This is a genomic window from Bradyrhizobium sp. USDA 3650 (genome assembly GCF_054057395.1).
In genome coordinates this window covers 3,213,589-3,240,532 of record NZ_JBSRZG010000001.1, presented here as the reverse complement: position 1 = coordinate 3,240,532, position 26,944 = coordinate 3,213,589, and the positions used below count along the sequence as shown (strand labels likewise).

General features: G+C 62.5%; 21 protein-coding genes and 5 pseudogenes. 21 read left to right on the top strand and 5 right to left on the bottom strand.

Annotation, left to right across the window (positions count from 1 at the left end; all coding sequences use genetic code 11):
- The first annotated feature begins 8 nt into the window (after nt 1–8).
- Together ACVIN2_RS15060 and ACVIN2_RS15055 are read left to right on the top strand one after the other, a co-directional pair.
- Nucleotides 9–1,160 carry an AAA family ATPase gene (locus tag ACVIN2_RS15060; protein ID WP_456766176.1) on the top strand — a complete coding sequence of 384 codons (1,152 nt, stop codon included), beginning with the start codon at nt 9–11 and terminating at the stop codon, nt 1,158–1,160.
- Entirely contained in the window at nt 1,160–2,008 is an 849-nt protein-coding gene (locus ACVIN2_RS15055; protein ID WP_317246507.1) for an HNH endonuclease, read from the top strand. The genes ACVIN2_RS15060 and ACVIN2_RS15055 overlap by 1 nt, the downstream gene beginning before the upstream one ends.
- A gap of 163 nt (nt 2,009–2,171) precedes the next feature.
- On the opposite strand, the pseudogene ACVIN2_RS15050 reads toward ACVIN2_RS15055, so the two are convergent.
- Both ACVIN2_RS15050 and ACVIN2_RS15045 read right to left on the bottom strand, forming a co-directional pair.
- Nucleotides 2,172–2,432, bottom strand: a pseudogene (locus ACVIN2_RS15050) (hypothetical protein); the annotation flags it as partial.
- A 65-nt stretch (nt 2,433–2,497) separates the two neighbouring features.
- A pseudogene (locus ACVIN2_RS15045) lies at nt 2,498–2,752 on the bottom strand (hypothetical protein); the annotation flags it as partial.
- A 520-nt stretch (nt 2,753–3,272) separates the two neighbouring features.
- Here ACVIN2_RS15045 and ACVIN2_RS15040 point away from each other — a divergent pair.
- The 8 genes and pseudogenes from ACVIN2_RS15040 (at nt 3,273) to ACVIN2_RS15005 (ending at nt 15,208) form a co-directional block, all read left to right on the top strand.
- Nucleotides 3,273–3,794 (top strand): thermonuclease family protein, encoded by a 522-nt coding sequence (locus ACVIN2_RS15040; RefSeq protein WP_456766175.1) that lies wholly within the window; start codon nt 3,273–3,275, stop codon nt 3,792–3,794.
- 133 nt (nt 3,795–3,927) lie between these two features.
- Complete coding sequence (locus ACVIN2_RS15035; RefSeq protein WP_007605933.1) at nt 3,928–4,110, top strand: hypothetical protein; 183 nt, start codon at nt 3,928–3,930, stop codon at nt 4,108–4,110.
- 474 nt (nt 4,111–4,584) lie between these two features.
- On the top strand, nt 4,585–5,541 hold the full coding sequence (locus tag ACVIN2_RS15030) for an ArdC family protein (protein ID WP_456766174.1): 957 nt from the start codon (nt 4,585–4,587) through the stop codon (nt 5,539–5,541).
- Between the two features lie 107 nt (nt 5,542–5,648).
- A pseudogene (locus ACVIN2_RS15025) lies at nt 5,649–7,769 on the top strand (ParB/RepB/Spo0J family partition protein).
- 184 nt (nt 7,770–7,953) lie between these two features.
- Nucleotides 7,954–12,276, top strand: a complete 4,323-nt coding sequence (locus tag ACVIN2_RS15020) for a strawberry notch-like NTP hydrolase domain-containing protein (protein ID WP_456766173.1) — start codon at nt 7,954–7,956, stop codon at nt 12,274–12,276.
- Complete coding sequence (locus tag ACVIN2_RS15015; RefSeq protein WP_456766172.1) at nt 12,276–13,337, top strand: DUF7146 domain-containing protein; 1,062 nt, start codon at nt 12,276–12,278, stop codon at nt 13,335–13,337. Before ACVIN2_RS15020 ends, ACVIN2_RS15015 begins: the two co-directional genes overlap by 1 nt.
- Before the next feature lie 330 nt (nt 13,338–13,667).
- A complete protein-coding gene (locus ACVIN2_RS15010; protein ID WP_456766171.1) occupies nt 13,668–14,591 on the top strand; it encodes a DUF2493 domain-containing protein in 924 nt (307 codons plus the stop codon).
- A 134-nt stretch (nt 14,592–14,725) separates the two neighbouring features.
- The gene (locus ACVIN2_RS15005; RefSeq protein ID WP_456766170.1) at nt 14,726–15,208 is read left to right on the top strand and encodes a hypothetical protein; all 483 of its coding nucleotides are present in this window, start codon (nt 14,726–14,728) and stop codon (nt 15,206–15,208) included.
- Nucleotides 15,209–15,221: 13 nt separating this feature from the next.
- Here ACVIN2_RS15005 and ACVIN2_RS15000 read toward each other — a convergent pair whose 3' ends face one another.
- A complete protein-coding gene (locus ACVIN2_RS15000; protein ID WP_456766169.1) occupies nt 15,222–15,383 on the bottom strand; it encodes a DUF736 family protein in 162 nt (53 codons plus the stop codon).
- Between the two features lie 379 nt (nt 15,384–15,762).
- Here ACVIN2_RS15000 and ACVIN2_RS14995 point away from each other — a divergent pair, with 379 nt between their 5' ends.
- Nucleotides 15,763–16,083 (top strand): DUF736 domain-containing protein, encoded by a 321-nt coding sequence (locus tag ACVIN2_RS14995; RefSeq protein WP_456766168.1) that lies wholly within the window; start codon nt 15,763–15,765, stop codon nt 16,081–16,083.
- A gap of 159 nt (nt 16,084–16,242) precedes the next feature.
- Here the strand turns inward: ACVIN2_RS14995 and ACVIN2_RS14990 are convergent, their stop codons facing one another.
- Entirely contained in the window at nt 16,243–16,524 is a 282-nt protein-coding gene (locus ACVIN2_RS14990) for a helix-turn-helix domain-containing protein (protein ID WP_148778165.1), read from the bottom strand.
- Between the two features lie 107 nt (nt 16,525–16,631).
- Between ACVIN2_RS14990 and ACVIN2_RS14985 the strand changes: the two genes are divergently transcribed.
- The 5 genes from ACVIN2_RS14985 (at nt 16,632) to ACVIN2_RS14965 (ending at nt 19,140) form a co-directional block, all read left to right on the top strand.
- Nucleotides 16,632–16,910 carry a DNA -binding domain-containing protein gene (locus ACVIN2_RS14985; protein ID WP_354126484.1) on the top strand — a complete coding sequence of 93 codons (279 nt, stop codon included), beginning with the start codon at nt 16,632–16,634 and terminating at the stop codon, nt 16,908–16,910.
- Between the two features lie 158 nt (nt 16,911–17,068).
- Nucleotides 17,069–17,251: a transcriptional regulator domain-containing protein gene (locus ACVIN2_RS14980; RefSeq protein WP_085398890.1), complete on the top strand. Its 183-nt coding sequence runs from the start codon at nt 17,069–17,071 to the stop codon at nt 17,249–17,251.
- A 49-nt stretch (nt 17,252–17,300) separates the two neighbouring features.
- Nucleotides 17,301–17,831 carry a DUF2285 domain-containing protein gene (locus ACVIN2_RS14975; RefSeq protein WP_456766167.1) on the top strand — a complete coding sequence of 177 codons (531 nt, stop codon included), beginning with the start codon at nt 17,301–17,303 and terminating at the stop codon, nt 17,829–17,831.
- Nucleotides 17,832–17,955: 124 nt separating this feature from the next.
- Complete coding sequence (locus ACVIN2_RS14970; RefSeq protein WP_007605953.1) at nt 17,956–18,234, top strand: helix-turn-helix transcriptional regulator; 279 nt, start codon at nt 17,956–17,958, stop codon at nt 18,232–18,234.
- Nucleotides 18,235–18,237: 3 nt separating this feature from the next.
- Nucleotides 18,238–19,140 carry a replication initiator protein A gene (locus tag ACVIN2_RS14965; protein WP_456766166.1) on the top strand — a complete coding sequence of 301 codons (903 nt, stop codon included), beginning with the start codon at nt 18,238–18,240 and terminating at the stop codon, nt 19,138–19,140.
- A gap of 584 nt (nt 19,141–19,724) precedes the next feature.
- On the opposite strand, the pseudogene ACVIN2_RS14960 reads toward ACVIN2_RS14965, so the two are convergent.
- Nucleotides 19,725–20,705, bottom strand: a pseudogene (locus tag ACVIN2_RS14960) (transposase).
- A 321-nt stretch (nt 20,706–21,026) separates the two neighbouring features.
- On the opposite strand from ACVIN2_RS14960, the gene ACVIN2_RS14955 reads away from it, so the two are divergent.
- From ACVIN2_RS14955 to ACVIN2_RS14935, 5 genes and pseudogenes are all read left to right on the top strand, one after another.
- Nucleotides 21,027–21,491, top strand: coding sequence for a DUF2840 domain-containing protein (locus ACVIN2_RS14955; protein WP_456766165.1), 465 nt, complete (start codon nt 21,027–21,029; stop codon nt 21,489–21,491).
- Entirely contained in the window at nt 21,491–21,997 is a 507-nt protein-coding gene (locus tag ACVIN2_RS14950; protein ID WP_456766164.1) for a S26 family signal peptidase, read from the top strand. Before ACVIN2_RS14955 ends, ACVIN2_RS14950 begins: the two co-directional genes overlap by 1 nt.
- A gap of 3 nt (nt 21,998–22,000) precedes the next feature.
- Nucleotides 22,001–22,897: a lytic transglycosylase domain-containing protein gene (locus tag ACVIN2_RS14945; RefSeq protein WP_456766163.1), complete on the top strand. Its 897-nt coding sequence runs from the start codon at nt 22,001–22,003 to the stop codon at nt 22,895–22,897.
- 243 nt (nt 22,898–23,140) lie between these two features.
- A pseudogene (locus ACVIN2_RS14940) lies at nt 23,141–24,869 on the top strand (relaxase/mobilization nuclease domain-containing protein).
- A 92-nt stretch (nt 24,870–24,961) separates the two neighbouring features.
- Nucleotides 24,962–26,938 (top strand): conjugal transfer protein TraG, encoded by a 1,977-nt coding sequence (locus ACVIN2_RS14935; RefSeq protein WP_456766162.1) that lies wholly within the window; start codon nt 24,962–24,964, stop codon nt 26,936–26,938.
- Nucleotides 26,939–26,944: the final 6 nt, after the last annotated feature.

Here is a 26,944-nt window from a genome sequence, read left to right as displayed (position 1 = left end):
TGCGCTCAGTGTCGCCGGCAACCGTTCGCGGTCAATTCCATCGCATAGCCAGGGGCGGCGTCCGTCTGACGCGCTACGAATTCAGCTATACAGCACCACGACCGACCTCGCGACGCATCAACCCGCTGACCCTGGCGTTCGTTGTCGAGCCGGAGTCTCAGCCACCAACGAACATTCATGTTTTGATCGGTCGAAATGGTGTCGGCAAAACGACACTGCTCAACAATATGACCCGCGCAATCGTCGAGAAGAATGCGGAGGCGTCCGAGGTTGGCGCGTTTTCGATCGAGGTTGATGACTTGCTGGAGGAGCGGCTCTTCACCAATTTGGTGTCAGTGACTTTCAGTGCGTTCGATCCATTCGAGCCACTGCCGGTTCGGCAGGATAAATCGGAAGGTGTGCAATACGCATATATTGGTCTCAAACGGGCAGGCCTCAGCAAGGACGGGAAGCCGCTTCCGCCAAAATCGCCGGAGCGCTTGTCGATCGAGTTCGGGATCAGCGTTTCAGTTTGCCGGCAAGGGGCTCGGGCTAGCAGATGGCGCCGCGCGCTCGAGATGTTGGAGGCTGACCCGATCTTCCGTGACGCCGAAGTCGCAGCCTTGGCCGATGACATTATCGACGACGATGAACTGAAAGTGCAAGCGCGTAAGCTGTTCGCAAAGCTGAGTTCTGGACACAAGATTGTTCTGCTGACGATTACCCGGCTCGTCGAAACTGTTGAAGAAAAGACCCTCGTCCTTCTCGACGAACCGGAAGCGCACCTTCATCCACCTCTTCTATCAGCTTTTGTGCGCGCACTGTCCGATCTTTTAATCAACCGAAACGGAGTGGCAGTCATCGCCACCCATTCTCCCGTCGTTCTCCAAGAGGTGCCGCGAAGTTGCGCCTGGAAGATTCGTCGTACCGGTGCGCGCTCGGTAGCAGAGCGACCCGACATCGAGACTTTCGGGGAGAATGTAGGAATTCTAACGCGTGAAGTTTTTGGTCTCGAGGTTACAAACTCTGGCTTTCACAAGATGCTCAGAGACGCGGTTGCTCGCGAGGCCGATTTTGACGCCATAGTCGAAAGTTTCAATAATGAGCTCGGTGGTGAGGCGAGGGCCATTATTCGAGGGCTACTCGCCGCGCGCGGCGCTGATGGCGAAGACGATAATTAATGTGGACGCTTGATCGACCGGCACCGACGCCACGTGCATCCTTCACTGCTTGCATCAGCCGGGTGCGGAATCAAGCGCTTAAGGCGCGCTTGGAGGGTGTAACTCAGGCAGTCGTCGATGCATCGACTGCATTTGATGCAGCCGCGAAGCGGCACGCCTTGCATCAACTCGGGCAGGATCCACTCGTCGGTGGCACCGTCACCACGAAGGAGATGGAGAAGGTATATACCCAGCGCATGGCGAAGAGCGGCGCTCCGGGGCGCGCCATCTACGACGAGATTTTTAGTTCCTCACCCCAAGGGCGATGCCCATTATGTGCCCAGCGCCCCGTGGCAACGCTAGATCATCACCTTCCCAAGGCGCATTATCCAGCATTGGCTGTTACTCCTCTAAACCTCGTTCCATCCTGCTCCGATTGTAACAAGGCGAAGCTAAGCGCTGTCCCCCAAAAGGCCACTGAGGTCGGCCTGCATCCGTATTACGATGAAATTGATGACGAGGTCTGGCTTGCCGCACGCGTCGTGGAGACGGCACCAGCGGCACTGCGTTTTCATGTGGTCACGCCCGCCGGCCGGGATGGCGTTCTCGCGGCACGCGTGAAGAACCATTTCCAAACGCTTGGCCTCGGAAAACTCTATGCGTCGGAAGCGGCGGAAGAACTTGTCAATATTCGCCATCAGCTGGTTGAGATGCATCGCGACGGAGGGCTAGAAGTCGTGCGTAGCGAGCTGGAGACGCGCGCGGCGAGTTGCTCGCTGGCTCGACGTAACGGTTGGCGTGCCGCCACATATAAAGCCTGGGCAGCGAGTGACTGGTTTTGCGACGTGGGCTTCGCGCCTGTAGGATAACACGACGCGCCCATGGTTGTTGCTATATGATCAATTTCTCCCGTCGTTTCGCCGTATCGGCGAGAGTATTGGCCCCAATACTCTTATTCGCATTATGCCAATCGGCTTCCGCCCAAGTCAGAATTTCCCAGTTGGTCGGCCTATGACGCAAGGAAGCGCTGAGCCGCGCTGCTCTGGGTGTGACCGCCCTCGCCCCATCGTGTCCAAACGATTGCAGCAGGCGCCCCCAATGATGCAAGCTGCCGCAGGACTCTATGGCGACGAGAACTGGCGGAAGCCGCTCGAAGTAGCGGATCATCTCGGCTCGCCGAAACTGGCGCCGAACGACCACTATCTCATTCTCATCAACACCGCGAAGCTGGAACACGGACTTCGAAGTATCCATGTCGATACGAACGGGACATTCATTAGACTTTCCTCTCATCTTCTGTGACGCCAAGAGCGCCATCAAACCGTGGGGATGAGAGGCCGTCCACACCAGCACATCGGTCAGCCTTCGGTACGAAGGTGGCGCGGCTGCCACGCAAAGTTTAACAGAGTCGTGGACGGACGCCGGCCCGCCTTGGCGCATGTGCGGCAACGAAGCCGGCTGGCGAGATCGTGCACGAAGGTGGTCGGCGGATGCTTCATCGCCGCGAGGTCGACGTCGCTCGGCGTTTTGCAGCGCGCGCACCGGATCTCCAGCCAGGGGAAGTCGCCATTCACGGCCTGGTCGATGGCGGGCGAGGGATCAATCGGCTCTCCTTGGTCATCAGCATCACGATCGCTCCTCCGCCAAGGGACGAATCCTTGCAGCCCTCGATTCGTTCCGGTTGCTAACACAGAGCAGCGATTCCAAATCGTCGGGGCGGGTGCTTGTCCACGTGTTCCGCCGCTCTGTGCAAGACCAGCCACGCAGCAATCTTGTCTTCCTTGTCCACCTCGCGCATGACGATTTTCAGCGCTAGGTCCGGTAAGGGCGCTGCAGCGCCTTTGCCTCATCCCAACGGGCGCGCCGGGACGAAATTTACGCGATTTTGCCGGCTGGGCGGCCTGGCAGTCAACGCGACCGGCCAAGATATAAAGAATGACGGCGTCTGGAAGGCTTATGAATTCACTTGGCAGCCGGACGTAATTCTGTTCTGGGCTCGTTTCGAGGGGCGCTGGCTGCGCGGCACGCCAGTTTCATGATTCCAAGCGGCTGGAACACCCGCCGGCGCTGCACATTCGATAACTGGCCGAAATCCAGTCCGCATGGTTTGCGGTACCTACAAGGTCATTGCAAATGCGTCGAACCGCTGTCGCATTGATTCTCGCCATTCTGTCGAGCGGGGCCTTGGCCGATGATTTTGTCGGACAGGCCAGCGTGATCGACGGCGACACGCTGGACATGCATGGCGTGCGCATCCGGCTTTGGGGCATTGATGCACCGGAAAGCAGCCAGCTGTGCCGCGGCGAAGACAGCTTGCAATATCTTTGCGGTGCGCAGGCCGCAAACGACCTTGACGCCTTCATTGCCCGCCGTCCTGTCAATTGTGTCCCGGTCAGCCTCGACCCGTATGGCCGCACGGTTGCGACCTGCTCGGTCGCTAGTGTGGATCTCGGGGAATGGCTTGTACGCAACGGTCTTGCGTTGGATTGGCCCCAATACTCGAAGGGCAGATATCGCGAAGCTCTGCGCGAGGCTGAGCGCACCGGCCAGGGTCTCTGGAACGGCAGTTACGTGGAGCCGTGGCTCTATCGTGCATGCATCCGCGCACGTGGAAAGCCGTCCGCCTGTTCGGATGATGCAAATGCCCACCCTTGATGCGATCCCGGCAAGGCGCCAATCCACAACGTGCATTGGCCAATCACCGAACTTGGGCCGGTGGCTCTGGCGCGGTTTGGGCGACTCACGCTACCCATCATTCCCAGTCACCTCACTGCACAATGGGAATGAAATGGTTGCTGCCACCCGTGAATTGCCGGCCTCTGGTTACGCGCTTGAAGTGGACGGCCGGCTCAAAGCCGAATTTACAACGAGAGACGGCGCCAGGGCAGGTGGCGAAGAGCTCAAGAAGCGTTTTCCCATGCTTCAGATCAGGATCTATGACGCGCAGACGCATGCGCGCGAGGAAATCTAGGTTCTCCGACTCAAGCTTTGGGGGAGTTCTTCCGCTCGCGCGCGTGCGGCTCCGCCGCATCGGGCTTTCGTGAACCGAGCCGCTTTGCGTCTCGGCGATCCGGCTTTAATCCCTCGCGCAAGGGGATGCGGAGCTCCTCGCCGGGGGCACTCGGAAAAGGGGCTCGCCTGCGGCGATCGCTATCACTGCCCCGTTCCCGGGTGCCGCTATTGAACCGGTCCCGTGACGGCACTCGGACCCGCGTGCCCCTTCGGGTCGCTATGCTCACGCTCTCCGGGTGCCATTGGGAGGCGATGCGCCCCTGGCGCACGCCTGGTCGGGCCTGCGGCCTAGAGACTCAATGCCAAAGGCGGGCCGCGTCGCAGATGTCGCATTCTCTCAGGTAGAGGCGAGAGTCAGAGTGTCGGCCGGGTTTTGCCGTGACGGGTTACAGGCTGCGAGAAAGGCTCGCGGCGCCCGTCGCGGAGATCCGCGATGTCCAGACACCATACTCGGGCGCGCACCGGTGAGGACCGGGCAAACCTTTATGACGAAATCACCAACAAGATCATCACCGAACTGGAGGCTGGCCGAGTGCCATGGGTGCAGCCTTGGGGGACCGCGGCGGCGAAGGCGCCTCTGGCCATGCCGAAAAGCGCAGCGTCCGGCCGTCAATACAGCGGCATAAACATTCTAATTCTCTGGGGTACCGCCACGGAACGTGGATTCAGCGGTCAGAGCTGGCTTACCTTCCGCCAGGCGCTGTCGCTCGGTGGTCACGTCCGCAAGGGCGAGCGCGGCACGACCGTCGTCTATGCCGACCGCTTTGTGCCGGTCGACGAAAAGCGCCGCGCACATGAGACCGGCGAAGAGGCACAAGCTGTTCCATTTTTGAAGCGCTTCACAGTTTTCAATCTCGATCAATGCGACGGGCTGGGTTCGGACATCGTAACCGCTGCGCCACCACCGCCACCCGGCATGATCGAGCCGACGGTCGATGCTCTGATCAAGGCGAGCGGCATCGACTTCCGGATCGGCGGCAACCGCGCCTTCTATGCGCCGACGGAAGATTATGTGCAGGTGCCCCCACCGCAAGCCTATTTCGAACCGATCAATTGGCATCGAACGGCCCTGCACGAATTGGCGCATGCCAGCGGCCATCCATCACGTCTCAACCGCGACTTGTCGGGCAGCTTTGGTACCAGGAAGTACGCCTTCGAGGAGTTGGTTGCGGAAATCTCGTCCGCGTTCGGTTGCGCCTCGCTCGGTATCGTGCCCACGGTGCGGCACGCCGACTATATCGGCTCGTGGCTTGAAGTCTTGCGCGAGGACAATCGTGCAATTGTCCGGGCCGCTTCCCAGGCCAGCAAGGTCGCGGACTATCTCCTTGGATTCTTGCCGGAAGTGGTTGTCGACATCACCACGGAGAGAGCGGATCAGGAAGCGGCGTGAGGTTCTCCTCCGTCACCGCGAGCACGAGAGTGAGAGGGCAGGGGCGTTTCCGCGACGGGTTGGAGGTCGAGAGAGAGGCTCTCGGCTGCCCGTCGTGGAGAATCGATATGACGAAGGCTGTCCAAAAGATCACGCTGTCCCCCTCACGCGACATTCCGTTCAACAAGCTGGTCCTCAGCCAGTCCAACGTCCGGCATGTGAAGGCGGGCATTTCCATCGAGCAGCTCGCTGAAAGCATCGCGCAGCGTACGCTGCTGCAAAGTCTAAATGTGCGGGCGGCTGTGGACACCGAAGGCAATGAAACCGGCATGTTCGAGGTGCCGGCAGGCGGCAGGCGTTATCGGGCGCTGGAGCTTCTCGTCAAGCAGAAGCGCATGGCAAAGACCCAGGCAGTTCCTTGCGTTGTGCGCGAGGGGGCATCGCTGAGGACGATTCGCTTGCGGAGAATGGCGAGCGAATTGGGCTTCATCCGCTCGATCAGTTCCGGGCATTCCAGACCTTGAGTGGCTCCGGATTGTCCGACGAGGATATCGCTGCCCGGCATTTCGTGACACCGGCCGTCGTGAAGCAACGCCTCCGGCTGGCGTCGGTGTCGCCAAAGCTCCACGACGTCTATGCCGAAGACGGCATGACACTCGAGCAGCTCATGGCTTTCTCTGTTACAGCCGACCACGCCAGGCAGGAGCAGGTCTGGGAGAACGTCAGCCGATCCGGCTATGATGAGTCCTATCAGATCCGGCGAATGCTCACGGAAAATACCGTGCGCGCGTCCGATCGCCGCGTTTAGTTCATTGGGCTGGATGCTTACGAGCAGGCTGGTGGCGGCGTTTTGCGGGATCTGTTCGAGCACGATGATGGCGGTTGGCTTCAGGACGTTGCTTTGCTCGACCGTCTCGTGACAGAAAAGCTCAAAGCCGAAGCCGAGACGATTGCAGCCGAAGGCTGGAAGTGGATTTCGGTCGCCGTCGAATTCCCCTACGGCCACACGGAGGGCCTGCGCAAAATCGAGGGCAAACCTGTCGATCTTTCCCTGGAGGATCAGGCCACCGTCGACACCCTCGGCGCGGAGCAAGCCAAGCTTGAAGCCGACTATCAGGATGCCGACGAGTTGCCCGACGACGTCGACCAGCGTCTCGGCGAAATCGAGACGGCACTACTCGCGTTCGAAGACCGGCCGATGGTTTACGATCCGGCCGAGATCGCCCGCGCCGGCGTCTTCGTCAGCATCGATTTCGAAGGGCGCCTCTCGGTGGATCGGGGTTACGTCCGGCCGGAGGACGAGGTGGCCGCGGTCGATCCTGATGTCGGTCAGGGCGCCGATACACAATGGATCGAGGCGAAGGAGGCAGGTAGCTCCGTCCAGCGCACGGTCATCGCGTTTGCTGGCGGCGCTGCTGATACTGAAGACGATGACGAGGACGCGACCAAACCTCTGCCGGATCGCCTGATCACGGAGTTGACAGCGCATCGCACGCTGGCATTGCGGGATGCGCTGGCGGAAAATCCTGCAATTGCGTTCCAGGCGGTGCTGTACAACTTCGTGCTGATGGCTTTTTACCGGTTCGCATCGACCGGAAGCTGCCTTGAGATCAGCCTTCGCACGCCGACCTTTCCGGCTCAAGCGACTGGCTTGAGGGAAAGCGCGTCCGCGAAGGCCGTGGAGGCCCGGCACGATTCCTGGAAAGCACGGTTGCCGAAGGGCGAGAATGATCTCTGGGATGCGCTCACAGCCCTCGACGGCGCCGCACAGGCATCCCTGTTCGCTCACTGTGCGTCATTTGCGGTCAACGCCGTCCATGAGCCGGCCAACCGCTACAATCAGGGCCGCGTATCCGCCCCCGGCGTCCGCACCCGGCTCGACCGGGCTGACGTGCTGGCACGAGCGGCCGGCCCGGCCTCGACATGTTCAAGCGAGCTGGAAGCCCTCCGTCGACAATTATCTCGGCCGGGTCACCAAGCCGCGCATTCTGGAGGCGGTGCGGGAAGCAAGAGGCGAATCGTCCGCGCAACTGATCGACCACCTGAAAAAGGCGGACATGGCCAAGGAGGCCGAGCGTCTTCTCGATGGTTCGGGCTGGTTGCCGGAGCCACTGCGTCTTGTCGATCCCAATGCGGCGTCAGGGGAGCAGGAGAGTGAAGCGGGCCCGCTGCCCTAATTCCTCGCCGAGGACGAGGATCGGGACAACGCGAGCGACGATGATCCGCAACAGCTCGACGCGGCTGAGTGACATCGCAGAAGGGACGGCTCCGGCCGTCCGGCAATTGCTTGGGGACCGGTGTGCCGCGCCGGTCCCCATTTTTATGGGCGAGAGCTGAGAGGGAGAGCCGGGCCGGGAAGGGTTTGAGCCGTCGGGTCTTAAGGAGAGCACCTGATGGTTCGACCCGTTTCCTGCTCTCCGAAAGAACCCTGCCATGACCGAATCTCTCGCCGGCGGCGCGGCCGCCGCGCCGCTCTCGATGCGCGCCGCTGCATCTCTCACCTCCGCCGCCGTCAGGGCCGCCCGACAGCTCTCGACCGATCTCGAGCGCGGCCGGCGCATCGATGCCGCTGTCCTGCGCGGCGCCATGGAAGCTGCCGTCCGCGCTTCCGACGCCACTGGCGTCTGGAACTGGAAGACCGCCTACGATGTCTGCGAGGCGGCAACCGTTCTGTTCCTTCGCAGGTTCGGTCCGGCCATCCGGACCAAGGCTGACTCGACGGCCGCGATGCCGCCGATGCTCGCGAAGATCGCCAGTCTTCTTCCCACCCACACACGCCGCTCGGAGGACAGCCAGGCCCTTCAACAATTCTCGCCGCCGATCCCGCTTGGGCTCGCCGCATGCACCGCGGCCGGCATCACGCCGTCCGATCGGGTTTTGGAGCCCTCTGCGGGGACCGGCTTGCTCGCCATCTTTGCCGAGCTCGCTGGAGGCACCTTGGTACTGAACGAACTGGCCGAGACCCGCGCGGCGTTGCTCGACCAACTATTTGCCAAGGTTACGGTCACGCGGTTCGACGCCGCCCAGATCAATGATCACCTCGATGCGGGCGTCGCGCCGAGCGTCGTCCTGATGAACCCGCCGTTCTCGGCATTGGCAAACGTCGATCGACGCATGGCGGACGCGGCTATCCGGCATATCGGCTCTGCCTTGGCGCGGCTTTGCGACGGTGGGCGTCTGGTTGCCATCACCGGCGCAAGTCTCGCGCCGGACAATCCGGCATGGCGAGATGCCTTCGTTCGCCTCCAGCAACGCGGGCGGGTGGTGTTTTCTGCCGCCATCGACGGCGCGGTCTACGCGAAACACGGAACGCAGACCGACACAAGGCTGCTCGTGATCGACAAGCGGCCCGCCGCAGATCCAAAGGTATTTCCAGCCTCGCTGGGTATGGCGGGCGATGTTGCCACGTTGCTCGACTGGGTGAGCCGGCATGTGCCTGCAAGGCTGCCCATTGCCACGCCCGTCGTGGTCGACGTCATCAAACGCCCCGCGACGTCTCGGCCGGCCGGTGCCCTTGCACCCAGCTCTTCGTCCACTTCGGGAGACAGCGCGCCAAAGAGCGTCGAACTCACCTACGAGACGGTCGAGTGGACGCCTCCGGAAGGCGCCCGGCTCACCGACGCGCTTTATGAGGAATACGCGCTGCAGGCGATCCGCATTCCGGACGCGCATGCGCACCCCACCAAATTCGTGCAGTCCGCCGCGATGGCCTCGGTCGCGCCGCCGAGGCCGTCTTACCGACCCCATCTGCCGGCCAATCTCGTGGCGAATGGCACTCTGTCGGACGCCCAGCTTGAGAGCGTCATCTATGCCGGCGAGGCGCACTCCGAGTTTCTTGTGGGCTCCTGGACGGTCGATGCGACCTTTGATGTTGTGGCGGCCGCGCGCGACGACGCAGAGAATGCCGTGCGTTTTCGCCGCGGCTGGTTTTTGGGCGACGGCACCGGCGCGGGCAAGGGGCGGCAGGTCGCCGGCATCCTGCTCGATAACTGGTTCAAGGGGCGGCGCCGTGCCGTCTGGATCAGCAAATCCGACAAGTTGACCGAAGACGCGCAGCGCGATTGGTCCGCGCTCGGCATGGAGCGGTTGCTGGTGACGCCGTTGTCACGTTTCCGGCAGGGCACACCGATCCGGCTCGCGGAAGGCGTCCTATTCACCACCTACGCTACGCTGCGCACCGACGAGCGCGGCGAGAAGCTTTCGCGCGTGCGGCAGATCGTCGAATGGTTGGGCTCCGACTTCGACGGAATGATCGTCTTCGACGAGAGCCACGCGATGCAGAACGCGGCAGGCCAGAAGGGCGAGCGCGGCGACCAGGCGGCCTCCCAGCAGGGGCGCGCGGGGCTGAGGCTCCAGCACGCCTTGCCGAATGGCCGTGTCGTCTATGTCTCGGCGACGGGCGCCACGACAGTGCACAATCTGGCTTACGCCCAGCGGCTGGGTTTGTGGGGTGGAGATGATTTCCCGTTCGCTACCCGGGCCGAGTTCGTCGAGGCGATCGAGGAGGGCGGCGTCGCGGCCATGGAGGTGCTGGCGCGCGACCTTAAGGCGCTCGGTCTCTACGCGGCGAGGTCTCTATCTTACGAGGGCGTCGCGTACGAGCTCATCGAGCACCAGCTCACGCCCGAGCAGGTTCGGATCTATGACGCGTACGCCGGCGCGTTTAGCGTCATCCATAACAATCTCGATGCGGCAATGCGGGCCGCCAACATCACCGGCGAGACCGGCACGCTGAACGGCCAGGCTAAATCGGCCGCGCGATCTGCCTTCGAGAGTGCCAAGCAGCGCTTTTTTGGCCACCTCCTGACCTCAATGAAAACGCCGTCGTTGATTCGCTCGATCGAGCGTGATCTCGACGCCGGCCATGCCGCCGTCATCCAGATTGTCTCGACGGGCGAAGCGCTGATGGAGCGCCGGCTCGCCGAGATTCCGACCGGGGACTGGGGCGACGTCCGGGTCGACATCACCCCACGCGAGTATGTCCTCGATTACCTCGCCCATTCCTTTCCGATCCAGCTCTACGAGCCCTTCTCGGACTCGGAGGGCAACCTCTGCTCCCGGCCCGTCTATCGCGACGGCCAACCGGTCGAGAGCCGGGAGGCCGTCGCCCGCCGGGACCGCCTCATCGAGAAGCTCGCCTCGCTGCCGCCGGTGCCTGGGGCGCTAGACCAGGTCGTCCAGCGCTTCGGCACCGACATGGTCGCCGAAGTGACCGGCCGCTCGCGCCGCATCGTTCGCAAAGGAGACCGGCTGGTCCTTGAAAACCGGGCCGCTTCCGCAAACCTCGCCGAGACGTCGGCCTTCATGGATGAGGTTAAGCGGATCCTCGTGTTCTCCGACGCGGGCGGCACGGGGAGGAGCTACCATGCCGAGCTGTCGGCGCGGAATCGCCGCCTGCGCGTCCACTATTTGCTCGAGCCCGGCTGGAAAGCGGACGCCGCGATCCAGGGGCTCGGCCGTGCCAACCGGACCAACGAGGGGCAGCCGCCGCTGTTTCGTCCTATCGCTACCGACGTGAAGGCCGAAAAGCGATTTCTGAGCACCATTGCCCGTCGGCTCGACACGTTGGGCGCGATCACGCGCGGCCAGCGCCAGACCGGAGGGCAGGGCCTGTTCCGGCCCGAGAACAATCTCGAAAGTCAGTACGGGCGTGATGCGTTGCGCCAACTCCACACGCTGCTCGCGCGCGGCAAGGTCGAGGGCTGCTTGCTCGAGAGGTTCGAGGATGCGACCGGCCTGAAGCTCACGGATCCCAATGGGCTCAGGGATGACCTGCCGCCGATCACGACTTTCCTGAACAGGTTGCTGGCGCTCACGATCGATCTTCAGAATATCCTGTTCACCGTCTTCGAGCAGCTGTTGACTGCTCGGATCGAGGGCGCGGTTGCGTCAGGCAGCTATGACGTCGGGTTGGAAACGCTCCGCGCCGAGAGCTTTGTTGTCACCGACCGGCGCACGATTTACGTTCATCCCGGCACCGGCGCCGAAACCCGGCTTCTCACGATCACCCAGCGCCAGCGTAATCGTCCAATGAGCCTGGATGATGCTCTTGGTCATCTTTCCGATCGTAGCGCCGTCCGACTGATCAATGAGCGCTCGGGCCGTGCCGCCGTACAGCTCGCGGCTCCGAGCTTCATGCTTGATGACGGCGAGATCGAACGGCGCGTCCGCCTGATCCGCCCCATGGAGCAGCACGGCGTCTCCTTAAGAACGATGGTCGAAAGCCATTGGGTCGAAGCCGACCGCGAACGCTTCGCCGCGGCCTGGCTGGCGGAGGTTGCCGAAGTCCCCGAGTTCATGGAAAGCACAATCCATGTCGTGGCAGGCTTGCTGCTCCCTATATGGAAGCGGCTGCCGAACGAATCGACCCGCGTCTATCGGCTTCAAACCGATGCGGGTGAGCGGATCATCGGCCGCAAGGTCTCGGCGACCTGGGTCGCGAATGCCCTTGCGGCGGACGCGCCGGCGTTGACGCCGGACGCTGCCTTCGCCGCGCTGATGGAGGGACGGACCGTCCTCGAGCTTGCGGAGGGACTCCAACTTCGCCGTGTCCGAGTGATGGGCGCACACCGCATCGAACTCTCGGGCTTCAACGACACCATGCGCGATCGCTTGCGGGCTTACGGCCTCTTTGGAGAGATCATCTCCTGGAAGCTGCGCATGTTCGTGCCGACGGACGCGAGCGGCGTCGAGATCCTGTCGAAGGTGCTCGATACCTATCCGGTTGCGCGCATCGGTGAGCGGGAGGCCGCCTGATGCCCCGCGATGCTTCCGAACTGGCAGGCCGCCTCGCGCGCGAGGCGGAGGCGGTGTGCCGACACTATCTCTCCAATGGCAAGCGGGCGGGCCGGTACTGGCTGGTCGGCGACGTCCACAACACCCCGGGCCGCTCGCTATTCGTGCGGCTCCAGGAATCGCCGAAGGGGCCGGCGGGCAAGTGGACCGATGCGGCAACGGGGGAACATGGCGACCTCCTCGACATCATCCGCAAAAGCCTGGCTTTGCGAGACTTCCACGAGGTCGCCGAGGAGGCGAGGCGATTTCTGAGGCTGCCTCGTACTGAACCGGAACTCGTCCCGAAACCCTTTCGTCCATTAGCACCGGCTGGATCGCAAGAGACGGCAAGACGGCTTTTTGTCATATCGCAACCGATCGAGGGGACCGTGGTCGACGCATATTTGCAGCGTCGCGGAATAGGGCGCATCCACCATGGTGGCAGCCTGCGCTTCCATCCACGCTGCTACTATCGACCGGACGATCATCTGCCGACCGAGACCTGGCCGGCGATGATCGCCTGCGTCACGGATCTCGAAGGACAGATCACCGGCGTACATCGCACCTGGCTCGATCCGGACAGCTTCGATCGTGTTCGGCTCGGCAAGGCTCCGATCGATACTCCACGACGCGCCATGGGCGACCTTCTCGGCAATGCCGTTCGGTTCGGCGTGGTGGACGACGTGCTCGCTGCCGGCGAGGGTATCGAAACCATGCTGTCGTTGCGCTACGTGCTGCCGAGCATGCCGATGGCGGCTGCGCTTTCGGCCAATCACCTCTCAGCCATGATGCTCCCGTCTAGCCTGCGCCGGCTCTATGTTGCGCGAGATGCCGATGCCGCCGGTGATGCGGTGCTGGCAATTCTCAGCCAGCGCGCAGCAGACGCCGGCATTGAAGCGGTCGTACTGTCGCCCCAGCTGGGCGACTTCAACGAAGATCTGCATGTCTTCGGCCTCGACGCCCTCCGAGCAGCATTGCGGCTTCAGCTCGTGCCAGAGGATGTCGTTCGCTTTCTGCATTCGTCGACGGTGGCCGCGGAATAGCTCTTGGTCTCCGATCGACGGTGTATCGGCCGGTCGTAGGCGAGGCCAATACCGGAAGAGAACGCGACCTCGGCCTTCTAGAGGGCGATCGGACGGCAAGCGGCCCGGGCCGGCAATGGCTGCGTCCGGCTATTTTCCGCCGCGCGCCAGCGACGGAAAGACACATTGTGCATGTGGCCAGCGCGCTTTGCATCGCGAAGCAAAATAGCCGGCCTCCGCCATCCTCCGCTACCGCTTCGGCCCTGTCGGGTTCTGGCCCGTTCCGCCTGCCGTCAGAGGATCGCCACGAAGGCCGCGATGGTCGCGGCCGATCCGGCAAAGGACCCTTCCATGACCGACCATGACGACATCGAACCGCCGCATGCCTCTTCCCCGACCGACCACGTCCTCACCGAATTGCAGCTCTTCGGCTACCGCCCCTTCGACGACCAGCCCGATCCAAGACCCCTTCCGGAGGACAAAATGATCGCCGGCGCCGTGGCCGATATCTTCGATGCCCTGGTTGCGACCTTGAACGACACGCGGCTCGAGCCGGACCTCGACGATCTGCTCTGGTCGACCGTGAACCTGTTCCACCGTGCCGTCGATCGCATCGAACGCCACCTCGACGACAACGAGCAGGCGCAGCACCAAAGCCAGCGCGAACAGAACGGCTCCGAAGTACGTTCGGTCGAACTCGAGCGCATGACGACCGAAGGCATCACGCTGATCGAGCGCCGCAATTGCCTGGAACTGTTCCGGGATCAGGCCATCGCGCGATTTGAGGTCAACACCGGTTCAGCCTGGCGCCCACGATCGGGATCATTGGTCAATCACCGAACGCTCACCGCGGCAATGATCGACTCCCGCGACTTCATCGCCGCCAAGCGTCGTTCCGAGACTGAGGTCATGTTGCCACCAGGACCGAAAATCGCACTCACCGGTGGGCTCGACTTCAATGACCATCATCTGATCTGGGATCGGCTCGACAAGGTTCATGTCAAGCATCCCGACATGGTCCTGCTCCATGGCGGCTCGCCCAAGGGTGCCGAACTGATCGCCTCGAAATGGGCGACCAACCGCAAAGTACCGCAGATCGCCTTCAAGCCCGACTGGACGAAGCACGCCAAGGCAGCGCCGTTCAAGCGCAACGATGCCATGCTCGAACTCCTGCCGATCGGCGTCATGCATTTCCCGGGCACGGGAATCCAGGACAATCTCGCCGACAAGGCGAAGCGGCTCGGCATTCCCGTCTGGAGGTTCGGCGGCGCGTGAGCGCCGTCGCCTCCAAGACGCCAAGGTGGAGTTGCACGCCGCAACTCCGCCTCGTTTCGTTTTTACATCCAAAACTGCGCCGTGGTGGTGGTGGAAGGCGCGATCGATAAATCCATGCACATGGAGCCACCACCATGCTCGCGCTTGGACTTGTTCTCAACACACTCGGCATTGGCTTGTTCTGCTGGGCCATCTTTGCGCTCGCTGTGTATGCCCTGCCATTTTTCGTCGCACTCAGTGTCGGGATGTTGGCATTTCGTCATGGCGCGGGCGTCTTCGGCGCACTGCTTATCGGAATTGCTTCTGGCACGCTGACGCTTGCCGCTGGTCAGGTCGCCGTCGCCGTTAGCCGGTCCTTGACCTTGCGCGTCGCCATCGCAACCGTATTCACGGTCCCTGCAGCGATCGCCGGCTATCAGGTGATTTTTGCCCTGTCGCAGATCGGGGTGCCTTCATTGGCTTGGCGCGAGGCGTTCGCATGCCTAGGAGCGGTTTGCATCGGCGGCACGGCATGGACACGCTTGGTCGTTTTTGCGGGGACCCTCCCGTCGGAGTCGGCCGGGGTGGTGGAGAATGCGCCTGAACCAGTTCTCACAGCCGCCGCGCACGAGCGGTGAGGCTTCGTCGCCATCATCGGCCGAGCAAGACGGCACAGGGCGTCGCGTTGAACGAGGGATCATCGAGCTTGAGCGAGAGGTAACCGCGTTCCCTCCTCAGGGCGCTTAAGCAAGCCGTACCGGTCTCTGTCTGGCCCACATAGCTGCGGTGAAGCGACGCGCTCCGTTCGATCATTCCTTCCGGGACGATACCGCCCTTTGCGGCAGATTGTTTCTCTTTCTGCGCCGAACCGTACCAACCCCTTGTTCAGCGCAACCGAGATTCGCCAGTCTTCTTCCTAAGATTGCGGTTCAGCACGCGGACCACGTGGCCTCTTTGATGGCTTGATCTGGCCGAAGACCGGCTGCGCCTCGATCGTCTGAGCCGCAACGCCGTTGACGCGACTTTCTTCCCCTGGGCTTCGCCCATTCCGCGCGAGACAAGAAAGTCGCCACAACGACGTCCTCCGCTGCGCTGCGGCCCGCGAGCGGGTGCGTCGCCAATCGTCTTCGGCCTCTAGATCGCCATCGAGGCCGCGGTGGTCGCGGGCTCGAAACACAACAGGAGAAGTGACATGGCTAATATCGGTTCTTTCAGGAAGGTCGGCAACGACTTCCAGGGCGAGATCGTGACCCTGAGCCTGCAAGCCAAGGGCGTCCGTATCGTCGCCGAGACCAACCGCTCGAACGACAACGCTCCCAGCCACCGCATCTACGTGGGTCGGGCTGAGATCGGGGCAGCTTGGTCAAAGCGCTCCGAAGAGGGCCGCGATTACCTCTCGCTCAAGCTCGACGACCCTTCGTTCAACGCGCCGATCTACGCGAACCTGTTCGATGACGAAGGCGGCGAAGGCTACACCTTGCTCTGGTCGCGGCCGCGCAAGAACGGTGAGTAGGGCTCATGATCGCCCCGCCCGACGACCTCGGGCGGGGCTCCCTCTCGGAGAAAAGCCGACAGAGCAAAGCTGCAGCTGGACCGGCTTGCGTCAGTTGATTTCGAGTTTAAGACACGCACTTACGTGTCGCTTGTCCGCGTGGCTTGAACTCGCCCAATGCTATTGCTTCTTGGAACGTGGACGCGCTGACTTGCGACCCTTAGGCAATGTCTTGGGTGTCGCCGCTCCCTTGGGTGGCTGAACAAAGAACTCAGATAAATGAACACCCAGCGTCTCGGCGAGTCGATCGAGAAGATCAATTGTCGGATTCTCAGATTGCCGCTCAAGGCCGCTCATATATGAGCGGTCAATCCCGGCGTCGTAGGCCAGTTGCTCTTGCGGAATACCGCGATCCACGCGGATCCGGCGCACATTCCAGGCCACGAGCGCACGAGCTTTCATGCGCTCAAACAGCCATTAGGCCGACCATCAAACCACTGGCTATAACCGAACTATTTTGGTAAGTTTCGCTTACAATGCAGATTAGCGAAGTGCGCGCATAACCCTACATGACGAAGCCACCGTTAGATCCCGATGTCGCGGATGTCGCGCCGCATGAGCCGGTGTTGACGACCTATGACGAGCAGCATCTCGTGACGTACTGGCGACTTCTTGATGCCGAAGCCGATCGCGCGGACTGGAAAGAAGTGACCCGGATCGTGTTGCACATCGATCCGGATCGCGAACCTGCTCGCGCCCGCAATGCGTTTGATAGTCACCTGGCCCGCGCAAAATGGATGGCAGACCACGGCTACCGTGACTTGCTTCGCGGCGGCGCGCCCAAATAGCAAAATCTGTCATGAAGAATTCGCACCCGAGAACAGATTTCCCCTCTGACGCGTGATCGCCTGCAGGCATCACGCAATGCATAATTGGCGACTTCCGCAACAATCCCAAGCTTCATAGACATTGCGCCACAATCGTCTTACAGCAGGGGATCACAGCAATGTCCGAGTTCGACTGGCGCTCACCAGAGGCCTATCAGCACGCTATCAAGTCGGGCGAGATGGCGGATTTCGCCTGGGAGTCACTGCGGCGCAGCTCCAACTATCGGGCTTCCTATCGTGAAAATCGATCGCAGATGACTTCCGAATTCCGAAGGAGATGGGGCGTCTGCTTTCGCCCATGACCCGCAGGGGTCCTTTCACCAACAGACTATCTTCTGGGCACCTGAGGCGTTGCCGACGGTGGTGCCGGTCGTTCGCAGCGTGTCCGGCTCAAAAGCGGTCGGCGCGGGGCTACAGCTTGCCGACCTTTCATCGGGCGCCATCAGACAGGCATCTGACGGTTGGCATGCCGTATTGCGCCTTCAAGGGGCACAACATCATCTCTGGCTGAAAGAGGCGCCGCAGTTTGGTGTCTCTTATGCGGCCGAGCTGCCGCTCGATGCGGACTTTGAGATCCGCGCCCACGCCTCACATCGGCTGTGGCGCGCAATCAACGGCCGCCCGCCGGGACCTCCCCTTCATCAGCTTTCGGCGCAGCGGCGCGAACGACTCGTCTTGGTGCTGCGAGCGCTCGATGGACACATGGAGGGTGCTTCCTATCGCGTCATCGCCGAGGTGCTGTTCGGCCGAAAACGCATCCCTGAGCGCGCCTGGAAAACCCACGAATTGCGCAGCCGGACCATCCGCCTGGTGCAGGCTGGCTTGGCTCTGATGCGCGGTGGCTATCGCGCATTGCTACGTCCCTCATCTCGCAAGGAGTAGAGCAGGGGTGCCGAAAATCATCGCTCGATCTTCGGCATCCCCCTAAGCACGCTGACTGCGCCATCGTGACCGTCGACGCGCGGGCCGAGCCGGCCGCGCTCCAGACGACCACGGAGCCTCGCAAATGCCCGATCCGAACGCCGGCCTGCCGCCGCGATACCTGCGCACGCCCGAAGCGGCGCGCTTTCTCGGACTCTCCGGCCGAACCCTGGAAAAGCACCGCACCTATGGAACAGGCCCGACCTACCGCAAGCTCGGGGGTCGCGTTGTGTATGCGATCGAGGACCTGAAGGCGTGGGTTGACCGTGGCGCCAAAACGTCCACCAGCGATCCCGGCACAGGCACGGTCCTGCCCGCGAAGCGGCACACACCCATTCCGTATGCCGGCAAGGAGCGGCGCTGACCCATGCCGGACAGCAACTCCACTGCAAGCAGCAGGCGGCGATCAGAGCGCGACCAACTCGATCTGTTTCGCGCCCTCCCGGGCGATCTGGCGCCACGGGACGCGCAAGACCTGATGGCGTATCCGTTCTTTTCGCTGGCAAAGTCGAGGCGCATTGTTCCCATCGATTTCCGCGCAGGCACCGTCACCATTCGTGTTGAGGCCGTGGCGGAACATGGCATGGCGACGATCTGGGACGCGGACGTTCTGATCTGGGCTGCCTCGCAGATTGTCGAAGCCCGTGATGCCGGCCTGAAAACGTCCCGGCTGATGGCAGCGACGCCTTACGAGATCCTGACCTTCGTCGGCCGCGGCACCAGCGTGCGCGACTACGACCGCCTGAAAGCCGCACTCGACCGGCTGCAATCGACCACTGTGATGACATCGATCCGTCAGCCAAGCGAACGGCGGCGGCATCGCTTCTCCTGGATCAACGAATGGAAAGAGACAGCCGATCTGCACGGGCATGCCCGTGGAATCGAGCTGATCCTGCCCGATTGGTTCTACACGGGCGTTCTCGATGAAGCACTCGTGCTGACGATCGACCGCACCTATTTCAATCTGACCGGCGGGCTGGAGCGTTGGCTCTATCGCCTCGTCCGCAAGCACGGCGGCCGTCAGAATGGCGGTTGGAGCTTCGATCTCGTGCACTTGCATGCGAAGTCCGGGAGCCTGTCGCCGTTTAAACACTTTGCCTACGACCTGCGTCAGATCGTCCGTCGTCAGACATTGCCAGGCTATCGGCTCATCATCACGCGTCATCCGAATGGCGCCGAGCGACTGAATTTCGCACCAGCCCCCATCGGCCCGTTGAGCAAGCGACTGCGCAAGCGTGGCCTCGTCCTTCCTGCTGGGGATAAGCTGTGAATTCGCTCGTGCTATCAGGGACCAGAACGCTCGTGCCATCGGGGACCCGATGCTCGTGCTATCGGGGACCGGAATCAGAGCTAAGGTTCTGCGGCGCCAAGTCTTCCTGCTCCCGTAACTTTACTAACGTACTGACACTAACTTCTTGTTGTGAATCAGTGCGTTGTGAACAAGTCGGCGTTGCGTGCAGCGAAGATGCCTCATGCGCTTACTCTGTCACGCGCAAAACCTTCCTGCAATGCGAATCTGTTCTCCAAGATGCGCGCGCGTGCGCGATCGCGCGCAAAATCACGCAATCGCCAGCACCGGCAGCATCGCATCACGATCGTCGCCTTCCCTTGCGGCAGCTCGCTCGTCGAGGAGAACTCGCTGACGTCCGTGGTTGGCACTGCGACGACCACATGCCGGAATCTGAGGAAAGGGCGGTCAGGCTAACCAGCGCCGTGCTTGATGGCTTCAAACCTCGTCATGAAGCCGCCGGCAAGAAAAGTTGCGATCTCACCCACATCGCCGTCGCGGGAGACGCCGCTCCGCCCTGGCGGAAGGCGACGGCGCGCGTGGAAGCGGCGCGGTCGCGGAGGCCCTTAAGCCGCCGTAGCGACCCGGCCGCGCTTGCCGCCGGCGCCAAACCGGAAGGTGGTGCCATTGGTCCAGATCTTGTGCAGCAGCACGGCGAGTGCGCGTGCGACGGCCGTTGCTGCGCGCTTAAGAACCTTCTTCCTGGCCAGCCGCAGACCCCACAGCCGCAGCTTAAAGTTCTTCGGAATGCGGGTGAGGAGCGCGATCGCCGCCTCGTACAGCATCGCCCGCGTCAGCTCATCGCCGCATTTGGAGATGCTGTCAATCCGGCCGGTCTGGCCGGATTGATAGCGCCGCGGCGTCAGCCCGAAACGGGCGCCGACGTTGGTCGATTTCTTGAATCGCGCCGGATCATCGACGGCGGCGCGAAACGTCAGCGCCACACGGTGCAGTTTTGCCAACTGCTGCCGCATGGCGCTGCGGGCGTCCAACAGCGGTGCGACGATCGCTTCCAATTCCTTCTTCCCGGCCAAGAGATCGCGCACCCGCGCGTCAAGACGGCCGACCGAGATCTCGCCGACTTTGAAGCCAAACGGGCGCAACAGGCCCCGGATCATGTTCTCCATGTCCAGCACCTTGCCGAGCATCGCCTTGCGCGCAACCAGCAGCGGCGGCGACGTCTGTGCGCTCTCCGACTTGACATGAACCGCGCGGAACCAGCCAGTGCGCATCATCTGCCCAGTGTCTTTTGCGTCGTTGCGGTCCGTCTTGTTCAGCATCGCTCTCAGCGCCGCCTTGGCGTGCCGGTTCTCGATGCAGCTCATCGGGAGCTCCTTTTCGGCAGGCGCCGTGAACAGCCAGGTGCTGAACGCGAACGCTTCCAGGCCGACGCGCTTGAGATGAATTCCTCATTCCGCCAGCAACAGTTCGATCGGGTCCGGATCGGTGTCCAGCTTCGCCTCTCAGACGACCTTGCCGTCGCCGTCGATGACACAAATGTTCGTCGCCTCCTGCGACACGTCGAACCCTACATAGAAGTCCATCATGCGCCTCCGTTGCCGACTGCCGGAACGCACCGCGCGTTTCATTCGCGAATCGTTGCGAGGCATCATCGTCGCAATGCGACCGGCGATGGGGCACCGGTCAGTATCCCGGCTAACCTGGAATCCTTCGGCATCCTTCTAACGAATTGGTGCACTCGGCTGCGATCCTTGGCAGCAGCAGGAGTGCTGCAACGCTTGGACAAGCCGATCATCCACGCTTCATCACGACCGTTCTGCCGAAACCAAGGCTCTGACGCCGATGCGCCGGCGACAGCGCACCCGATGGCATGTCCAACATTCCTCTCAAAACTATGGAGTGGCCAGGTGAGCGACCTCACAACTGTAGAACTCTTGTGGCTCGAGAAGGGGATCGAGAACCGAATCCGGTTCGGCAAGCCTGTATCGGAGAAGATCATTGACCGGCACCGCCGCATTCTCTCGTTTGTGCCCGGCAGCATCTTTGCGTTCGTGCGCTGGACCTCCAATGATTTCGGAACCATCCTGTCTCGCATCGACATTCTGCGCGCGATCACGCCGGGACAGCGGTATTCGACCGTGCCTTGGGTCAGCCCCGGCGGCGAAAGCCTGCTGCGACTGGCTGGCTGGCGAAAGGTCGAGCGCGTTCTCCAGTTGATCGACGCCGTGGAGTCTCTCGGCATCGATCCAGCCGATGCAACGCCCGAGTATTGGCATCACATCCACAACCGTCTTTCCGTCAACGAAACGCCACGACCTTATACGCGTGCGCGCCACCAGGCATGGCTCCGCCGGCGCAGGATGGGGTTGTGATGGGACGGCTAAGGATCATCCTTGCGATATGTGGGGCCACAACGCTCGCGCTTTGGCCGTTCACCGACACCTCACTATCGTACATCTGGAACGCTTCCGAAAGTGTGCCGATCGGCCTCTACCGTTTGCAAGAGACCGCACGATTGCACATCACTGAACTCGTGGTCGTTCGGCCACCAGAACCGCTTGCGAGCTTCCTCGACTTCAACGGCTATTTGCCGAGCGGTCTTCCGATGCTCAAGCGCGTGCTCGCGTTGCCCGGACAAACCGTCTGCAGAACGGGACTCATAATCGCCGTCGACGGCATCGACATGGGCCAGGCACGTGAGCGCGACCGCCGTGGCAGGCCGTTGCCGGCCTGGCAGGGCTGCCGGGTCGTCGCTGAGGACGAGGTCTTTCTCATGAACTGGCAGTCGGCGGTGTCCTTTGACGGCAGATATTTCGGACCGCTCCCGATATCGACCGTCATCGGGCAAGCGGTACCGGTGTGGACCAGGGAGGACTGACGGATGCCGGCATTGCTCCACTGGGTTGCGGTTTCTCTATTCGACCGATCGCACTGTCATTCCTCCATCCCGGCCGTATTGTCGGCAATCGGCGCGCGTCGCGGCCGTCTCGCGCCGGCTCAGTGCCGGCCGGGAAGAGCTCTGTCCTTGGCGGCTGTCCGCACATTGCTATCTCGAGCCGCTGCTTGCTTTTTGGCAATTCTGCCGATGTTCGGAGCGCCATCGGCCGGCAGCGCGGAGGCTGGATCGCGCGTACAAGCTGCGCGCTCCTCAAACCTGCTTCCAGGCCTTGCATACGCCGCGTTCGTGACCGAAGCCTCGCATCGGTTCGCGGTCCCGGAGCGTTGGATCCGTGCTGTCATGCAGGCCGAAAGCGGTGGTAATGCGCACTCCATGTCACCTCGGGGAGCGCTCGGGTTGATGCAGATCATGCCCGCGACCTGGGTCGAACTGAGCGTTCGTTACAATCTCGGTATCGATCCGTTTGATCCTCACGACAACATCATGGCTGGGGCAGCATACCTTCGCGAGATGCTCGATCGTTTCGGATCGGAAGGGTTTCTTCCAGCCTACAATGCTGGACCAAGACGGTACGAGGAGCGCCTGGCCACCGGTCGAGCGCTTCCGGGTGAAACACAGATCTACATCGCTACACTCGCACCATTGATCGGTATTGAGCAGCGCAACAGCGGTGGTTCGTCTGCCAGACGCTTGGCGGCGTGGCAGCAAGCGCCACTCGTTGTTGTGCGGTCCAAGAGCTTATCGGCTGACACCAACTCGGCATCCGGTGTCCGCACAATGAATTCGTCGAAAGCAGCGCCTAGGGCGGGTGCAACTGCACTCGTCCCTCGCGCGACTGGCCTGTTTGTGCGGCGATCAGACGAGGTGCAGTCCCCATGATCGCAGTCGCATTTCGTCGCATGATGTCGAAGCCAGTCGCAACGTTGAGAGTGGTCGGCAGAGAGTCGGGAGTGGGCGACCGGGGAGGGCAGGGTAAAAGCCGCAAGGTGCGGCCGGTCGGTCGGGGCGGGAATCACCAGCAAATTCAAATCACGCTGCAAACATTGCCAATGTCCAGCAAACTCTGCGACTTTCGGCAACGCGCTATTTTGGTTCAGCTTTCGACACCCTGCGGAGCGGACGATGGCCGGTAACGATGATTTCCGCATCCGTCCCGGCCGCATCCGCTCGTCGCGCCCGGCTCGGACAAAACCGTTCCTGGCGCAGGCCCTCAAAGCTGCGCAGAAGGCCGGTGGCCTCTCGCGTGGTGGCCGCAGCCATGGCAGCACGTTTGGGCGCGGCCGCGCGGCGAGCCTTGCCGCGACCCGGCTCCTCAACAACCGTGCCCGCAGCGCCATCGTCAAGGCGCGGGTTGTGCGCCGCATGCGTTCGCCAGGCGCGCTGCGTGCCCATATCGGTTATCTCCAGCGCGACGGCGTCACCCGGGACGGAGCGCCCGGCAAGCTCTTTGACGCTAGCGGCGATGAGGCCGACGGCCGCGCCTTCGCCGAGCGCTGCGAGGACGATCGGCATCATTTCCGATTCATCGTCTCGCCCGATGATGCCGCTGAGCTCGAAAGCTTACGAACCTTCACCCGCGAACTGATGGATCAGGCCTCGCGCGACCTTGGCACCAAACTCGATTGGGTGGCGGTCGATCATTGGAACACGGAGCACCCGCATATCCACGTCCTCGTGAGGGGCCGTGGCGATGACGACAAGGACCTTGTCATCAGCCGGGACTATATCTCGAGGGGCTTGCGCGCCCGCGCCGGGGATCTCGTCACGCGTGAACTCGGCCCTCGATCAGAGCTGGAGATCCGCCAAAACCTGGACAGGGAAGTGACGGCTGAACGTTGGACCAGGCTCGATCGGGTGCTGGCCCGGGAAGCAGGGGCGGCGGACGGGGTCATTGATCTCCGGCCGGACCGGGAAGCCGCGCGCGACCCGTTGCGGGAGATCCGGATCGGAAGGATGCGCAACCTCGAGCGGCTGGGCCTGGCCGAGCCGGCCGGGCCGGCGCGCTGGGTGCTGGCGGCTGACGCGGAGCAGCGCCTGCGAGAGCTCGGGGAGCGTGGCGACATCATCAAGCGGCTGCACAAGAGCCTCACCAAGGATAGCGTCACGCGCGCACCGTCATCCTGGGCACTCGAAGGCGAACGCCATGGCGAACCCGTGATCGGCCGCCTTATCGCACGTGGGCTTGACGATGAGCTGAGGGGCTCGGCCTTCGCCGTCGTCGACGGCGTCGATGGGCGCGTTCATCACCTGAAACTCCCCGAGATCGAGGCGGCTGGTGACGGGCCGGTTGGCGGCATTGTAGAGCTGCGGCGGTTCGAGGATACGAGGGGCCGCCAGCGGATCGCGCTGGCTGTCCGCTCAGACCTCAATCTTGACCAGCAGGTGACGGCGGATGGGGCGACCTGGCTCGACCGGCGCCTGGTCGCTCGCGAAGGCGCCGATTTCTCTCGTGCCGGTTTCGGCGCCGAAGTCCGCGCCGCGCTCGACCACAGGATCGACGCCCTCATAGAGAAGGGCCTCGCCAGCCGGGACGGCGACAAGGTCACACTCGGTCGCAACCTGATTGGCACCCTGCGCAACCGCGAGCTCGAGACCGTGGGGCGGCGCTTGGCCTCCGAAACCGGGCTGGCGCATTTGCCCGCGGAGGCAGGAGAGTCCGTTTCGGGGGTTTAACAGCCGGAGGCTATCACTCGCCTCCGGCCGCTTCGCCATGATCGACAACGGCCTCGGTTTCCAGCTCGTGCCCTGGTTACCGTCGCTGGAGCGTGAACTGGGCAGGCAGGTGAGCGGCATTGCCGGTCCCGGCGGCGTGGATTGGAGTTTCGGCTGCAAGCGCGACCTCTCGCTCTGACCCGCCGATCTCCTCGCCAATCTGCGCGCGACTACGACACCGAGAGGTTCGCCGTTGCACAGGCACCAGACGTTGCCGCATTGCCTCGGTCCATGTCCGCAACAAAGATTGTCTGGAGCCAACTGATCGTCGTCTCGCTCGTCGTGCTCGCCTTCCTCTGGGCAGCGACCGAGTGGACGGCCTGGCGTCTGGCCTTCCAGCCGCCGCTCGGGCCTGCCTGGTTCGTGATCGGGCACTGGCCAATCTATCAGCCAGCCGCGTTTTTCATCTGGTGGTTCAAATTCGATGCCTACGCGCCCGTCATCTTCATGCAGGGCGCATGCATCGCCTCTGGGGGCGGAATAGCAGCCGTTGGCGTTGCCATCTTCCTCTCGGTCTGGCGGGCCAAGGAAGCGCAGAACGTCACGACCTATGGCTCGGCGCAATGGGCGGATGCGCGGGAGATTCGGCGTGCTGGGCTTCTTGGCCCCGACGGCGTCGTGCTCGGCCGCTTTGGCCGCAACTATTTGCGGCACAACGGTCCGGAACATGTGCTGTGCTTTGCTCCGACGCGCTCGGGCAAGGGCGTCGGCCTTGTCATTCCGACACTTCTGACCTGGCCGAGCTCCACCATCATCCACGACATCAAGGGCGAGAACTTCCAGCTGACATCGGGCTGGCGCGCCCGCTTTGGCCCCGTGCTCCTGTTCGATCCGACCAATTCGGCAAGCGCGGCCTACAATCCTCTGCTCGAGATTCGCAAAGGCGACTGCGAGGTGCGGGACGCACAGAACATCGCCGACATTCTGGTTGACCCGGAAGGCGCGCTCGAGCGCCGCAATCATTGGGAGAAGACCAGCCATTCCCTGCTAGTCGGCGCAATCCTCCATGTCCTTTACGCGGAGGCCGACAAGACGCTCGCCGGCGTTGCCAACTTCCTGTCAGACCCGTCGCGCCCGATTGAGGCGACGCTGAACGCGATGCTAGCAACGCCGCATCTGGGAAAGCGAGTTCATCCCGTGGTCGCCTCGGCGGCGCGAGAACTCCTCAACAAGAGCGAAAACGAACGTTCCGGCGTGCTGTCGACGACGATGAGCTTCCTGGGGCTCTATCGCGATCCGGTGGTCGCCAGGGTCACGGGCAGATGTGATTGGCGCATCCGAGATCTCGTGGACGGACCCCGACCGATCTCGCTCTATCTGGTGGTACCGCCCTCCGATATCGCCCGCACCAAGCCCTTGATGCGGCTTGTGCTCAACCAGATCGGACGGCGCTTGACCGAAAGCCTCGACACCAACCGCCGGCGGCAGCAACTGCTCCTCATGCTTGATGAGTTCGCAGCACTCGGCCGGCTCGACTTCTTTGAGAGCCAACTCGCCTTCATGGCAGGTTACGGCATCCGCAGCTTTCTCATCACCCAGAGCCTGAACCAGCTCGAACGCGCCTATGGGCCGAACCACGCTATTCTCGACAATTGCCATATCCGGATCGCGTTCTCGACCAACGATGAGCGCACCGCCAAGCGGGTGTCGGACGCGCTCGGAACCGCGACCGAGATGCGGGCGATGAAGAACTATGCTGGCCACCGGTTGAGCCCCTGGCTCGGCCACCTGATGGTGAGCCGCCAGGAGACCTCCCGGCCATTGCTCACGCCCGGGGAAGTCATGCAGCTCTCTCCCGATGAGGCGGTGGTGATGGTCTCGGGCGTGCACCCAGTGCGCGCCGGCAAGGTTCGGTACTACGAGGATCCGCAATTCCAACGCCGGATCTTGAAGCCGTCGCGCACCAAGCCAGTCACATCGACCACACGGTCAGATGAATGGTCGGGCCAGAAGCCGATTCCGCCGTCAGCCGAATTGCTCGCGGCGCTGAGGAACAAGACCCGCGATTCGAATGGCGGTATTCGCCGCGAGCCTGAGCTACCGCAGCATGAAGAAGTTGTGATCAGCTCCCCGCTTGCCGAAAACGAGTTCGACACCGCCCCGGATGATGCCGACGCTGATGTCGCGCAGGCAACGGCCTTAACCCGGTCGATGCAGGGCATGGCACGCACAGTCAGCCTCGACCCTGACGACAAAATGGGGCTTTGAGCGTCG